Source organism: Streptomyces acidicola, assembly GCF_009377235.1.
Taxonomy (GTDB): domain Bacteria; phylum Actinomycetota; class Actinomycetes; order Streptomycetales; family Streptomycetaceae; genus Streptomyces; species Streptomyces acidicola.
The window spans coordinates 1-16,048 of the sequence record NZ_VMNX01000062.1 but is presented as its reverse complement, the minus strand read 5'-3'; the positions used below and the strand labels follow the sequence as shown (position 1 = coordinate 16,048).

The following is a 16,048-nucleotide window of genomic DNA, read 5'->3' as shown; positions in this document are numbered from 1 at the left end:
AGGTGCCGTGCGCGGACGTGCGACGCGCCAAGGCCGCGCAGCCCGAGCGGCGGCGCCGGACAGGTCTAAGGAAAACCGAGACCGCCCCGACCTACCGTCCACAGCAGTCTCGTTGAGTGCTTGAACCATCGGAGGCGGTGCGGCATGACCATCCTGTCCGGACTGGAGTTCTTCGACCTGCACGACCCGGTCGCCGCCGAGCCGGTCGCGGTCGTCGCCATGGCCTGCCGACTGCCCGGCGGGATCACCGACCCCGAGGGGCTGTGGGAGCTGCTCCTCGGGGTCGGCGACGCCATCGGTCCGCTGCCCGCCGACCGGGGCTGGGACCCGGACGCCCTCGACGGTCCGGACCGGGCCGCCGTGCCCCGGCGCGGCGGATTCCTCGATGGCGTCGCCGACTTCGACGCCGGCTTCTTCGGGCTCTCGCCCCGTGAGGCCGTCGCCACCGATCCCCAGCAGCGGCTGCTGCTGGAGACCGCCTGGGAGGCCGTGGAGCGGGCGGGCATCGACCCGTTGTCGCTGCACGGCACCCGCACCGGCGTCTACGTCGGCGTCAGCGGCGAGGACTACGCCCTGGTCACCGCGCGTGCCGCCGGTGACGCCGCCGCGGGCGCCGTCACCGGCACCGCGCCCGGCGTCGCCTCCGGCCGCCTCGCCCACGTCCTCGGGCTGCGCGGCCCCGCGCTCACCGTGGACACCGCGTCCTCCTCCTCACTGACCGCCCTGCACTGTGCGGTCCGTGCCCTGCGCGCCGGGGAGTGCACGCTCGCCCTGGCCGGCGGGGCCAACGTGCTGTCCACGCCCCGCAGCCTCGTCGGTTATGCCCGGCAGGGCGGACTCGCCCCCGACGGCCGCTGCAAGCCGTTCTCCGCCGACGCCGACGGCACCGCCTGGGCCGAGGGCGTCGGCGTCCTCGTCCTGGAGCGCCTCTCCGACGCCCGGCGAGGCGGCCACCCCGTCCTGGCCCTGATCCGCGGCACGGCCGTCAACGCCGACGGCGCCACCGACCGGCTGACCGCGCCGAGCGGCTCCGCCCAGCGCGAGCTGATCGCCCTGGCCCTGGACGACGCCGGGCTCGGCACCGGCGACATCGACGCCGTGGAGGCGCATGGCACGGGAACCCGCGTCGGCGACCCCGTCGAGGCCGAGGCCCTCCTCGCCACCTACGGGCGTCAGCGCGAACACCCGCTGCTCATCGGCTCCGTGAAAGCCAACCTCGGCCACGCACAGGCCGCGGCGGGCGTCGCCGGCGTGATCAAGACGGTGCTGGCGATGCGGCACGGTATCCTGCCCGCCACCCCGCACCTGTCCGAGCCGACCCCGGCCGTCGACTGGTCCGCCGGCTCGGCACGGCTGCTGAGCGAGTCCATCGACTGGCCCGCCACCGGAAGGCCGCGCCGCGCCGCCGTCTCCTCCTTCGGCATCGGCGGCAGCAACGCCCATGTCGTCCTCGAACAGGCACCGCCCGCACCCGTCCCGGCCGAGGAGCCCGGCGGCAGCCCGCACATCGTGCCCTGGGTCGTCTCCGCGCGGTCGGCGAACGCCCTGGACGCGGCGGTCGCCCGGCTGCGCCGGCTGGACCCCGCCGACGACCGGGCCCGCGCCGACATCGCCCACTCGCTGGCCACCGGACGGGCCACCGCGCTGCCGCACCGTACCGTGCTGCTGGCGTCCGCCGACGGCACGCCCACCGCAGCCCGCTGCGTCGCCGAACCCGGCCTGTCCGCCGTGCTGTTCGCCGGACGCAGCGGCCCGCACGCCGCACAGACCCGTGCCCTCGCCGAACGGTTCCCGGTGTTCGCGCGTGCCTTCGCCGCCGTACGCGAGGCGTTCGACGGGCTGCTGCCCGAACCGCTGCCCGACGTCGTGGGCGGCGACATCCTCGAACCCGGCACACCGGGCACGCACGGCACACCCGGCCCGTCCGGTACAGCCGGCACCGGCCCGTCCGGTACAGCCGGCACACCCAGGGCCTCCCGTACCGCCGAACCCCTCCTGTTCGCCCACGAGATCGCCCTTTACCGGCTCCTGGAGTCCCTCGACCGGACGCCCACTCACGTCGCGGGACACGGGCTCGGCGAGATAGCCGCCGCCCACGCCGCCGGCGCGTTGTCCCTCATCGACGCCTGCCGTGTCGTCGCCGCCCGGGTCCGGCTGGCCGAGCGGCTCGCGTCCGCCGCCACCGTCGCCGTACGCGCCACCGAGGCCGAGGTGGCACCGCTGCTCACCCCGGACGTCGCCGTCGCCGCCGTCGACGGCCCCGGCCGGCTCGTGCTCTCCGGCGCGGCGCGGGAAGTCGCCCGTATCGCCGACGCCTTCGCGGCCGAGGGACGCGCGACCACCGCCCTCCCCGCCCCGCACGGACTGCACTCCCCGCTCGTGGTTGACACCCTCGACGAGTTCCGCCGCGATCTGGCCGGCCTCGAACCGCGCACGCCTCGCATCCCGGTCGTGTCCACCCTGACCGGCGCCCGTGTCACCGGCACCGACCTCGCCTCGCCCGCCCACTGGAGCGGCCATGTGAGCGGCACCGTACGGTTCGCCGACGCCATCACCGCCCTGCGCGACGCGGGCGTCCACACCTTCCTCGAAGTGGGCACGGACGCCACCCTCACCGCGAGCACCGTCGAACTGCTCGCGTGGAGCGGCGTGGTGACCGTCGCCGCCCAGCGCGCCGGCACCGACCCCGAGACGGCGCTGCTCACCGCGCTCGCCCGGCTGCACGTCACCGGCAGCGACGTGCACTGGCCCGCCCTGTTCACCGGCACCGGCACCGGCGCCCGCCGCACCGAACTGCCGACGTACCCCTTCCAGCGCGAACGCCACTGGCCCACTCCGTCAGACCCCGCCGCCTTGCCCGTGCCCGCCCGGACCGACGACCTGCCCGCCGCCGACCCCGACGCACTACGGGCCCTCACCGGCCCGCGCCGGGTCCGCGCGCTGCTCACCCTGGTGCGCGCCGAGGCCGCCGCCGCCCTCGGGCACGCCGACCCCGGCCGTGTCGAACCCCGCCTCGCCCTGCGCTCCCTGGGCCTCGACTCCTACGCCGAGACCGAGCTGCGGGTGCGCCTCGGCAAGGCCACCGGTCTCGACCTTCCGGCCACCCTGTTCTACGACCAGCCCACCCCGGCCGCGCTCGCCGCCCGACTCGCCGAACACCTCGACGAACAGCCGCACACCCTGCCCGACTGGCCCGCCGACTTCGAAGAGGCCCTGCGCGACCTGCCCGGGGACCACCCCGCACGCCGCAGCGCCGTACACCGTCTCGAAGCCCTGCTGGCCGACCTCGGCCGACGCGCCCCGCAGCCCGCTCCGGGAGGCCGCGTCGACGGCGGCCACGGCAGCAACGGCGGCGCAGGCCATGGAGGCCGCGCTACGGCGGACGCCGCCGACATCGCCGCCGCCCCCGTCGACCGGCTCCTGGACCTCATCGACCAGGAGTTCCCGATCGACAAGGAGTTCCCGGTCCGCTGACCGGCGCTCCAGGGCGGCACCCCCCACCTCCCGAAGCCAGTGACCCCAGCGGGCCACCCCCCACCCGCAGGCCACGTACCCCTCCGCCGACGCGATGGGACATCCCGTGCAGGAAGAGCAGCAGGACACAGTCGTCGACTACCTCCGACGGGTGACGGCGGAGCTGCGCCGTGCCCACCGGCGCATCGAGGAACTGGAGACGGACCGCGCCCTCGGAGCATCCGGCGACGACCCCGTCGCCGTCGTCGGCATGGGCTGCCGCCTGCCCGGCAACGTGACCTCGCCCGACGACCTGTGGCGGCTCGTCGACACCGGAGGGGACGCCGTCACCGACTTCCCCGCCGACCGCGGCTGGGACCTGACCGCGCTGCTCGCCGGGAGCACCGCGCGCGGCGGTGGGTTCCTCGGCGGCGCCGACGCCTTCGACGCGGAGTTCTTCGGCATCTCGCCCCGCGAGGCGGCCACGATGGACCCGCAGCAGCGACTGTTCCTCGAAGTCGCCTGGGAGGCCCTGGAGAACGCCGGTATCGACCCGCAGTCCCTGCGCGGCAGCCGCACCGGCGTGTACGCGGGCACCTACCAGTGGGACTCCGGTCGGCCCGGCCCCGGCGACGGCGCCGGACACGCCATGACCGGCACCGCCGCCAGCGTCCTGTCGGGCCGGCTCGCCTACGTCCTCGGCCTCGAAGGCCCGGCCCTGACCGTCGACACCGCCTGCTCCTCCTCGCTGGTCGCCCTGCACACCGCCGTCCAGGCCCTGCGGACCTCAGAGACCGAACTGGCCGTTGTCGGCGGCGTCACGGTGATGTCCGACCCGGCCGTCTTCACCGAGTTCAGCCGGCAGGGCGGCCTCGCCCCCGACGGCCGCTGCAAGGCGTTCTCCGCGGATGCCGACGGCACCGGCTGGTCCGAGGGCGTCGCCGTCCTCGTCGTGGAGCGTCTGTCCGACGCCCGCCGCCACGGGCACCCCGTCCTGGCGCTCGTACGCGGCACCGCCGTCAACTCGGACGGCGCCTCCAACGGCCTGACCGCCCCCAGCGGTCGCGCCCAGCAGCAGGTCATCCGGCAGGCCCTGGCCACCGCCGGACTCGGCCCCGCCGACGTGGACGCCGTCGAGGCGCACGGCACCGGCACGACGCTCGGCGACCCCGTCGAGGCGTCCGCGCTGCTCGCCACCTACGGCCAGGACCGCGAACGGCCGCTGCTGCTCGGCTCGTTGAAGTCCAACATCGGACACACCCAGGCCGCGGCGGGCGTCGCCGGCGTGATCAAGACGGTGCTGGCGATGCGGTACGGCAGGCTGCCGCGCACCCTGCACGCGCAAGAGCCGACGGGCGCCGTCGAATGGGCGGGCGGCCGCGTCGAACTACTGCGGCAGCACACCGACTGGCCCCGCACCGGCCGACCCCGGCGGGCCGCCGTGTCCGCGTTCGGCATCAGCGGCACCAACGCACACGTCATCCTGGAGGCGGCCCCCGACCCGCAACCGGCAGCCGAGTCCAGACCGGCCCCCGAGCCGGCCCCGTCGCCCGTACGCGCGGTGCCCTGGCCGCTGTCCGCCCGCAGCGCCGAGGCCCTCGCCGACCACATGGCCCGCGTACGCGAGCGGGCCACCGGGCACGACCCGCTCGACATCGGCCACTCGCTGGCCGGCGGACGGTCCTCCTTCGAGCACCGGGCCGTGCTGCTCGGCTCCGCCGAGGACGCCCCGCCGCTCGCCGAAGCCGTGGCGGGCGACGAGCCGTCCGTCGCCGTCCTGTTCTCCGGGCAGGGCAGCCAGCGCCTCGCCATGGGACATGAACTCGCCGCCCGCTTCCCCGTGTTCGCCGCGGCCCTGGACGAGGTCCTCGCCGGGCTCGACCCCCGCGTGCGGTCGGCGATGTGGGGCGAGGACGAAGGGACGCTGCACCGCACGGAGTTCGCGCAGCCCGCGCTGTTCGCCGTCGAGGTCGCCCTGTACCGGCTCGTGGTCTCCTGGGGCGTACGGCCCGAGTACCTCATGGGCCACTCCGTCGGCGAGATCGCCGCCGCCCACGTCGCCGGAGTGCTGTCCCTGGCCGACGCCTGCCGCCTGGTGTCCGCGCGGGCCCGCCTGATGCAGGGCCTGCCGGCCGGCGGTGCGATGGTCGCCGTGGCCGCCGGTGAGGAGGAGGTCCGCCCGCTGCTCACCGACGGCGTCGTCCTGGGCGCCGTCAACGGGCCGCGTTCCGTGGTCCTCTCCGGCCCCGACGAGGCCGTGGACGCGGCCGCGACCCGCCTGGCCGGGGCCGGGCACCGCACCGCGCGCCTGCGGGTGTCGCACGCCTTCCACTCACCGCTGATGGAGCCCGCCCTCGACCCGTTCCGTGCGGCCGTCGCGGAGTTGTCCTTCGCCGAACCCACCCTGCCCGTCGTCTCCAACGTCACGGGACGGCTCGCCGAGCCCGGCGAACTGACCACCCCCGACTACTGGGTACGCCATCTGCGCGAGACCGTCCGCTTCGCCGACGGTGTGCGCACCCTGGCCGAGCACGGCGTCGGCGCCTGGCTGGAGGTGGGCCCCGGCGGCGTCCTCGCGGCCCTCGCACAGGAGACCCTGCCGCCCGGCGCCGTCGTCACACCGCTGCTGCACGGCGGTCCGGACGAGGAGCACTCCGCCGTCACGGCCCTGGCCAGGCTGTACGTCCACGGCGTCCCGGTCGACTTCACGGCCCTGTTCGCCGGGACCGGGGCCGAGCGGGTCGCGTTGCCCACCTACCCGTTCCGCCGCAGCCGTTTCCCCTTCCGCAACGCCAACCGGGAAGCGGACGGCACGGACCTGTGGTCGGCGCTCGGCCGCACCGAACCCGCCGCGCTCGCGGGCCGGCTCGGCGTCCCGGAGGACGCCGTCCGATCCGTGGTGCCCGCCCTGCTGTCCTGGCGGTCCCGGCACCGCGGCCGGGCCGTCCTGGACGCCCTGCGCCACCGCGAGCACTGGCAGCCGTGCACTTTCCCGTGGCCCGGTGGGACGACCGGCCCCTGGCTGCTCCTCCTGCCCGAGCACGACGACCCCTGGGCAGGCGCGCTGGCCCACGCCCTCGGTACGGCGGCCGTGCCGGTCCGCTGCCCCGCCGGCGCCGACCGCGCCACGCTCGCCGCACTGCTGCGGGACGCGGCGGGCGACAGCGAGCCGGCGGGCGTCCTGTGCCTCACCGCGCTCGAGGACTCCGACGCGGCGGACGTGCCGGCCGGGCTCCTCGCCGCGCTGACGGCCATTCAGGCGACCGGCGACGCCGGGCTGCGGGCACCCCTGTGGTGTGCGACGCGTGACGCCGTGGCCGCCGCCGAAGGCGACCGGGCCCGTGGCCTCGCCGGGTCCGCTCTCCGGGGGCTCGGGCGGGTCGCCGCTCGTGAGATCCCCGATCGCTGGGGCGGCCTGCTGGACCTGCCCGCCGACGACCCCACCGCGCACACCGTCGCCCTCACGCTGGCCGCCCTCACGGCCTCGCACGGAGAGGACGAGGTGGCCGTACGCGCCACCGGAGCCCTCGTCCGGCGGCTCGTGCCGGCGCCTCGACGGGAGCCCGAGGCGCCCGGGGGACTGCCCGGCGGCCCGCCCACCGGGTGGCGTCCCGCCGGCACCACCCTCGTCACGGGTGGCACCGGCGGCCTCGGCGCACAGGTCGCGCGTCGGCTGGCCGAGGAGGGTGCCGAGCGCCTGTTGCTGGTCTCGCGCCGCGGCCCGGACGCGCCGGGCGCGGACGACCTGAGACATGAACTGGCCGAGGCCGGCTGCGAGGTGGACATCGCCGCCTGCGACGTCGCCGACCGGGACGCGCTGGCCGCCCTGCTCGCCGCGATCCCCGCCGAGCAGCCGCTGACCGCCGTCGTGCACGCCGCCGGAGTCCTCGACGACGGCGTGCTGGACCGGCTCACCCCGGACCGGTTCACCGACGTGTTCCGCGCCAAGACCACCGCCGCGCTCCACCTCGACGAACTGACCAGAAACCAGGACCTGTCGGCGTTCGTACTGTTCTCATCGGTGTCCGGCGCCCTTGGCAACCCCGGCCAGGCCAACTACGCGGCGGCCAACACCGTCCTCGACACCCTCGCCGCCCGCCGCCGTGCCGAGGGGCTGCCCGCCGTGTCGATCTCCTGGGCGGCCTGGCGCGGCGCCGGCATGGCCGCCGTGCTGGACGACACGCAGGGCCGACGGTCCGGCCTGGGCGGCCTCGACCCCGAACTGGCCCTGACCGCCCTGCTGGAAGCCACCACCGAGCCCCACCCCGCCCTCCTGGTCGCCGACCTCGCCCCCCTCGCCGTCGCGCTGCGCGGCGGCCCGCGCCGCAGCCCGGTCCTCGACGACCACCCCGCCGTACCGGCCCCGGACGCCTCCCACACACCGGACGCCGCCACGACGCCCCTGGCCGACCGGCTGCGCACGGCACCGCCCGCCGAACACACCACGCTCGTCCTGGCCGCGGTGCGCACCGCGGCCGCCGGCGCCCTCGGTCACCGGCGGGCCGCCGACGTACCGCCCGACCGGGCGTTCCGGGCCTCCGGGTTCGACTCGTTGAGCGCCGTGGAGTTGCGCAACCGGCTCGTCGCCGTGACGGGACTGTCACTCGCCGCCGGAGTCGTCTTCGATCACCCCACCCCGCGCGAACTCGCCGAACATCTGCTGGCCGCCCTGACCGGCACCGGCGAGGACCCCGTGGAAGCCGCACCCGCCGGCCCGTCCGGATCCCGCGACGACGCCGATGACGCGGACGACCCGGTCGTGATCGTCGGCATGGCCTGCCGGCTGCCCGGCGGCGCCGACTCCCCGCAGCTCCTGTGGGACCTGCTCGCCGAGGAACGCGACGCCATCGGGCCCTTCCCCGGCGACCGCGACTGGGACCTGACGGAGTTCGCGGACGGCGGGCGCCTCGAAGGCGGATTCCTCTACGACGCCCACGACTTCGACGCGGCCTTCTTCGGGATCTCCCCGCGCGAGGCGGTCACCATGGACCCGCAGCAGCGGCTCCTGCTGGAGACCGCCTGGGAGGCCGTGGAACGGGCCGGCATCGACCCGCACACCCTGCGCTCCACCCGCACCGGCGTCTTCGTCGGCAGCAACGGACAGGACTACGCCCATGTGGTCAGCGGCTCCGCCGAGCGCACCGAGAGCCACGCCGCCACCGGCCTCGCCGCCAGTGCCCTGTCCGGCCGCGTCTCCTACATCCTCGGCCTGAACGGCCCCGCGCTCACCGTCGACACCGCCTGCTCCTCCTCGCTGGTCGCCCTGCACCAGGCGGTGCGCGCCGTCCGCGCGGGCGAGTGCGCGCTCGCCCTCGCCGGCGGCGTCACCGTGATGACCGACTCGGCGAGCTTCGCCCGCATCCAGCGGCTGGGCGCCATCGCCCGCGACGGCCGCTCCAAGGCGTTCTCCGAGGATGCCGACGGCACCGGCTACTCCGAGGGCGTCGCGCTCCTCGTCGTCGAACGCCTCAGCGAGGCCCGACGCCGGGGCCATCGGGTACGGGCCGTGATCCGCGGGTCGGCCGTGAACCAGGACGGCGCCTCCAACGGGCTCACCGCGCCCAACGGGCCCGCCCAGCAGCGCGTCATCCGCGAGGCCCTGGCCGACGCCCGGCTCGGCCCGGCCGACGTGGACGCCGTCGAGGCCCACGGGACCGGCACCCGGCTCGGAGACCCCATCGAGGCCGAGGCCCTCCTCGCTGCCTACGGGCACCACCGCACGTACCCGCTGCTGCTGGGGTCGGTGAAGTCCAACATCGGCCACACCCAGGCGGCGGCCGGCGCGGTCGGCGTCATCAAGACGGTGCTGGCCCTCGAACACGGCACCGCGCCGCGCACCCTGCACGCCGACACGCCCTCCACCCGCGTCGACTGGACCACGGGCGCCGTACGTCTGCTGCGGTCCGCCGAGGAGTGGCCCGACACCGGAAGGCCCCGCCGCGCCGCCGTGTCCGCGTTCGGCATCAGCGGCACCAACGCCCATCTCGTGCTGGAGCAAGCACCCCCGCAGCCCGCGGCAGAGCCCACCGCGGAGGTGACGCCACCGGTCGACACCCCCGACGTGCCCCTGCTCCTGTCCGCCCGGACCGCTCCCGCGCTGGCCGAACAAGCCGCCCGCGCAGGCGCCTTCCTGCGCTCCCGGCCCGGGACCGCGCCCGCGGCGGCCGGCTGGTCGCTCGCCACCACCCGCGCCGCCCATCAGCACCGTGCCGTCGTCCTGGGCCACGACCGCGCCCGGCTCCTCGACTCGCTGGACGCCCTGGCCACCGGCACCACCGACCCCGCCGTCATCCGCGGCACGACCGCCGGCACCGCCACCGGCCCGGTGTTCGTCTTCCCCGGCCAGGGCTCCCAGTGGTGGGGCATGGGCCGCGAACTGTACGACACCTCACAGGTGTTCCGTACCACCGTCGACGACTGCGCCGACGCCCTCGCCCCCTACGTCGACTTCTCGCCCGTCGCCCTGCTGCGCGGCGAGGGCGACGACCCCGACGTACTGCACAGGGCCGACGTCGTGCAGCCCGCGCTGTTCTCCACCATGGTCGCGCTCGCCGCCCTCTGGCGCTCCCTCGGCGTTGAACCCGGTGCCGTCGTCGGCCACTCGCAGGGTGAGATCGCCGCCGCCCATGTGGCGGGCGCCTTCACGCTTCAGGAGGCGGCCCGGCTGGTGGCGCTGCGCGGCCGGACCATGCTCGAACTCGGTGGACTGGGCGGCCTGATGACGGTGTTCGCGCCCGTCGAGCAGGTCGAACCCCTCCTTCAGGCGTGGCCCGGACGGGTCGGCGTAGCCGTCCTCAACGGGCCCTCCATGGTCGTCGTCTCCGGAGAGAACGGCGCCCTCGACGAACTGCGCGACATGTGCGCGCGCAGGAACCTGCGCACCAAGGACGTCAAGTCCGACATCGCCGGGCACGGCCCCCAGACCGAGGCCGTGAAGGAACAACTCCTTGCCGCCCTGGGGGAGTTGAACCCGCGCCCGGCCAGTGTCCCGTTCTATTCCACGGTGACCGGTGGACGCCTCGACACCACCGCCCTCGACGCCGGCTACTGGTACCGCAACCTGCGGCAGACCGTGCGCATGGAGGCGGCCACCCGCGCCCTGCTCGCGGCCGGACACCGGGTCTTCGTCGAGAGCAGCCCTCACCCCGTCCTGGCCGGCGCGATCGGTGAGACCTGTGAAGCGGCGGGCGCCGAGGACGCCGTCGTCCTCGGATCCGTGCGCCGTCAGGCCTCCGACGCCCGCGCCTTCCTGCTGTCGGCGGCGGCCGGCTGGACGGTGGGCCTGCCCGTCGACTGGCGGCCCTGCTTCCCCTCCGCCGCCCGCTCCGAGCCGGCCGTCGAGCTGCCCACCTACCCCTTCCAGCGCCGCCGCTACTGGCCCACCCCCGACACAGCCCCCGCGCAGGCCGGCGCCGGCGAGGACAGCGCGTTCTGGGACCTCGTCGACGACGCCGACACCGCCCGCCTCGCCGCCGAGACCGGAGCCGGCGAGCCCGAACTCGCCGCCGTCCTGCCCGCCCTCGCCGACTGGCGGCAGCGGTCCCGGCGCCGGACGCTCGCCGCGTCCTGGAGCTACCGGGAGACCTGGCACCCGACGGCCATAACGGCCTCGGTCCCGCCCGCCGACCGCCTCGTCGTCGTCCCGGACACGCACACCGCGGACCCCTGGGTGGCCGCCGTCGTCGCCGCCCTCGGACCCGGCACCGCCCGCGTGGACGTCGACCCCGCAACCGCCGACCGCACCACCCTCGCCGCGGCGCTGCCCCCACACCTCACGGTCGTGGTCTCCCTGCTGGGCCTCGCCGAGGACCCCACCGACACCCGTCACCCGGCGGTGCCCGCCGGGCTCGCCGCGACCGTCGCCCTGCTCCAGGCACTCGCCGACCGGCCCACCGGAGCCCGGCTGTGGTGCCTCACCCGGGAAGCCGTCGCCGCCGTACCCGGCGACCTCGCCAGCCACCCGGCCCAAGGCACCCTGTGGGGACTCGGCCGGGTCGCCGCCCTGGAACACCCCGCACTGTGGGGCGGCCTGGCCGACCTGCCGGACACCGTCGACACCCGCTCCGGCGCCCTGCTCGCCGCGCTGCTCACCACCGACGCCACCGAGGACCAGCTGGCCCTGCGCCCCTCGGGCGCCCACGCCCGCCGTCTCGTCCCCGCCGGGGAACCCACCGCGGCACAGCCCTGGCGTACCGGCGGCACCGCCCTCGTCACCGGCGGCACCGGCGCCCTCGGCAGCCGCCTCGCCCACTGGGCCGTCGCCGGGGGCGCCGCCCACGTCCTGCTCCTCAGCCGACGCGGCCCCGACGCCCCCGGCGCCGACACCCTCACCAAACAGCTCACCGAACTCGGCGCCCGCGTCACCGTCGCCGCCTGCGACGCCGCCGACCGGGCCGCCCTCGCCGCCCACCTCGACGCTCTGCCCGCCGACCAGCCGCTGACCACCGTCATCCACGCCGCCGGCGTCTCCGACGGCGACAGCGACACCACCGCCCTCACCCCGGACAGCCTGCAGGCGCTGCTCAGCGCCAAACTGCTCGGAGCCCGCCACCTCCACGAACTCACCGCGGACCGCGACCTCGACGCGTTCGTGCTGTTCTCCTCCGGCGCCGCCTCCTGGGGCAGCGGAGGCCAGCCCGCCTACGCCGCCGCCAACGCCTACCTCGACGCACTCGCCCGGCACCGCCGCGCCGCCGGCCTGCCCGCCACCTCCATCGCCTGGGGCGCGTGGGGCGAGACCGGCATGGCCACCGAACCCGGCCTCGCCGCCGAACTCGCGCGCCGCGGCGTCCACCCCATGGACCCCGACACCGCGCTCGCCGCCCTGCAACGCGCCCTCGACGAGGACGTGACCGGCCTGACCGTCACGGCCACCGACTGGGCGGCGTTCCTTCCCGCCTTCACCGCGGCCCGGCCCAGCCCGCTGCTGTCCGAACTGGCGCCGGCCACCGAACCCGGGTCCGCCGACGCCCCCGAACCCGAGGACGGCCCCGGCCTGCGCGACCGGCTCGCCGAGCTGCCCGACGTCGAACGCACCCGTCTGCTCCTCGACCTCGTCCGCACCGAGGCCGCCGCCACCCTGGGCCACTCCGGCTCCGACGCCGTACCCGCCGAACGCGCCCTGCGCGACCTCGGCTTCGACTCCGTCAGCGCCGTCGAGCTGCGCAACCGGCTCAGGGCCGTCACCGGCCTCGCCCTGCCCGCCTCCCTCGTCTTCGACCACCCCAACGCCACGGCCGTCGCCGCCCACCTGCGCACCGAACTCTTCCCCGACGCCCCGGCGGCCGCCGTCGGCGACGACCCGGACGTCACGGTCCGCGCCGCCCTCGCCGCCATCCCGCCCGCCCGGCTGCGCAAGGCCGGGCTGCTGGACCTGATCCTGCAACTCGCCGACGGCGACCCCGCGACCACCGGCACCCCAGCGGGCGACACCGGCCCGCACGAACCTCACGACCTGGACGCCCTCGACGGCGAGAGCCTGCTGCGGCTCGCGGCCGAGACCACCTCGGACTGACATCCCGCCCGACTTGAGAGAGCCCGCGTTGAACACACCCAACCCCTACGTCGAGGCGCTGCGGACCTCCCTGAAGGAGAACGAGCGGCTGCGGCGGCACAACCAGCAGCTCATCTCGGCGGCCGTCGAACCGATCGCCGTCGTCGGCATGGGCTGCCGCTACCCCGGCGGCGTCGCCTCCCCGGAGGACCTGTGGGAGCTCGTCGTCGACGGACGGGATGCCATCGGCCCGTTCCCCACCGACCGCGGCTGGGACCTGGCCCGCCTCACCGGCGACGGACCCGGCCGCAGCCGTGCGCGCGAAGGCGGCTTCCTCGACGCGATGACCGAGTTCGACCCGGCGTTCTTCGGCATCGCCCCCCGCGAGGCCCTCGCCATGGACCCCCAGCAGCGGCTCCTGCTGGAGACCGCCTGGGAGGCGCTCGAACGCGCCGGCATCGCCCCGACCGCACTGCGCGGCAGCCGCACCGGCGTTTTCGCCGGCACCACCATCCAGGACTACGGCAAGGTCGTCGCCGCAGCCCGCGAGAACATGGACGTCTACGCCACCACCGGCCACGCCGCCGGCGTGATCTCCGGGCGCATCTCCTACGTCCTCGGCCTGGAGGGGCCCGCCGTCACCGTCGACACAGGCTGCTCCTCCTCCCTCGTCGCCCTGCACTGGGCCGTGCAGTCGCTGCGCACCGGCGAGTCCGCCCTCGCCCTCGCCTGCGGCGCCACCGTCATGTGCACCCCTGGAACCTTCGTGTCCTTCACCGCCCAGGGAGGCCTCGCCTCCGACGGCCGCTGCAAGCCCTTCTCCGCCGCCGCCGACGGGGTCGGCTGGAGCGAGGGCGCCGGCGTCCTCGTACTGGAACGCCTCAGTGACGCCCGGCGAAGCGGCCACCCCGTGCTCGCCGTGGTCCGCGGCACCGCCCTCAACCAGGACGGCGCCTCCAACGGCATCAGCGCCCCCAACGGGCCCGCACAGCAACGCGTCATCCGCGCCGCCCTCGACAACGCCGGCCTCACCCCCGACCAGATCGACGCCGTCGAGGCACACGGCACGGGCACGACACTGGGCGACCCCATCGAGGCCCAGGCCCTCCTCGCCGCCTACGGCCAGAACCGCGAACGTCCCCTGCTGCTGGGCTCGGTGAAGTCCAATATCGGCCACACCCAGGGCGCCGCCGGAGTCGCCGGCGTCATCAAGACCGTCATGGCCCTACGGGCCGGCCTGCTCCCACGCAGCCTGCACACCCAGGAGCCCACGCCCGACGTGGACTGGACCGCCGGCTCCGTACGGCTCCTCACCGCCAACACGCCCTGGCCGCACACCGACGCCCCACGCCGCGCCGGCGTCTCCTCCTTCGGCATCAGCGGCACCAACGCCCACGTCGTCCTCGAACAGGCCCCGCCCGCCGAGGAACCCGACGTCACACCCACCCCGGCCCTGACGCCATGGCCGGTGTCCGCCCGCACCGCCACCGGCCTCGACACCCAGCTCCACCGGGTCACGGCCGCCGCCTCCGGCCTGGCCGCACCGGACGTCGGTCACTCCCTCGCCACAGGACGCGGCCACCTGGAACACCGCGCCGTACTCCTGCCGCACGAGGACGGACCGCGCGAACTGGCCCGCGGCACCGCCACAGAGGGCGGCCTCGCGATCCTCTTCACCGGCCAGGGCAGCCAACGCCTCGGCATGGGACGGGAGTTGTACGACCGCTTCCCCGCATTCGCCGAAGCACTCGACGAGTTGCTCGGCCACCTCGACCCCGCCCTGCGGGACGTCATGTGGGGCGGCGACGAGGCCGCGCTCAACCGCACCGAACACACCCAGCCCGCCCTCTTCGCCGTTGAGACCGCCCTGTACCGGCTCGCCGAATCGCTGGGTGTGCGCTCCGGCTTCGTCGCCGGGCACTCCATCGGCGAGATCACCGCCGCGCATGTCGCCGGTGTGCTGTCCGTCGAGGACGCCTGTGCCCTCGTCACCGCCCGCGGCCGCCTCATGCAGGCGCTGCCCGAGGGCGGCGCCATGGTCGCCGTGGCGGCGTCCGAGGACGCGGTGCGCCCGCTGCTCGGCGACGACGTCGCGCTCGCCGCCGTCAACGGCCCGGCCTCCGTGGTCATGTCCGGTGCCGAGGACGCCGTACTCGCGGCTGCCGACCGGCTCCGCGACGCCGGGCACCGCACCCACCGGCTCGCCGTCTCGCACGCCTTCCACTCACCGCTGATGACGCCCGTCCTCGACGACTTCCGCGCCGTGGTCGCCGGGCTCACCTTCCACGACCCGCGGCTGCCCGTCGTCTCGACCGTCACCGGCCGCACCGCCACCGCCCGTGAACTGCGCGATCCCGACCACTGGACCCGGCAGACCGTCGCCACCGTGCGGTTCGCCGACGCCGTACGGACCCTCGCCGCCCAAGGCGTGCGCGCCCACCTCGAACTCGGCCCCGACGGCGTGCTGAGCGCGCTCGTCGAGGAGACCCTCGCCGACCCCGAGACGGTCGCCGTACCGCTCCTGCGCGCCGACCGCCCCGAGGAACTGTCCCTGATCACCGGCCTGGCCCGGCTGCACACCGCCAGCGCCGCCGGAACCGTCGACTGGGCCGCGCTCTACCAGGACACCGGTGCCCGCCGCGTCGACCTGCCCACCACCGCCTTCGAACGGCAGCCCTACTGGCCCACCGGCACCGGTCGTGTCCGAGACGCCACCGGACTCGGCCTCGGCGCGTCCGGCCACCCGCTGCTGGCCGCCACCGTCGACCTGGCCGACGGCGAGGGCGTCGTCCTCACCGGCCGGCTGACCCCCGCCCGGCAACCATGGCTCGCCGACCATGTCGTCCACGGCCGCGTCCTGCTCCCCGGCACCGCCTTCCTGGAACTCGCTCTGCGGGCCGGCGACGAGGTGGGCTGCGAGCGCGTCCACGATCTCACCCTCACGGCCCCGCTCGACATCGCGGAACGCGAGGCCATCCAACTCCAGGTACGCGTGGGCCCACCCGCCGCCGACGGCCGCCGCCCCGTCAGTGTCCACTCCCGCCCCGACACCGCCGAACCGCGGGCCGAGTGGACCGTCCACGCCTCCGGCCGACTCGACAC

General features: G+C 75.9%; 2 protein-coding genes and 1 pseudogene. All 3 read left to right on the top strand.

Annotation, left to right across the window (positions count from 1 at the left end; genetic code table 11):
• Positions 1–192 precede the first annotated feature (192 nt).
• Positions 193–3,474, top strand: a pseudogene (locus FPZ41_RS18375) (type I polyketide synthase); the annotation flags it as partial.
• A 94-nt stretch (positions 3,475–3,568) separates the two neighbouring features.
• Positions 3,569–12,967, top strand: coding sequence for a type I polyketide synthase (locus tag FPZ41_RS49515; RefSeq protein WP_152863974.1), 9,399 nt, complete (start codon positions 3,569–3,571; stop codon positions 12,965–12,967).
• Between the two features lie 28 nt (positions 12,968–12,995).
• A partial coding sequence (locus tag FPZ41_RS18365) for a type I polyketide synthase (protein ID WP_152863971.1) occupies positions 12,996–16,048 on the top strand: 3,053 nt, incomplete at its 3' end.

Bases quoted from the DNA above. Each gene is read 5' to 3' on its own strand.
- FPZ41_RS49515 (WP_152863974.1), top strand. From the start codon at position 3,569: ATGGGACATCCCGTGCAGGAAGAGCAGCAGGACACAGTCGTCGACTAC.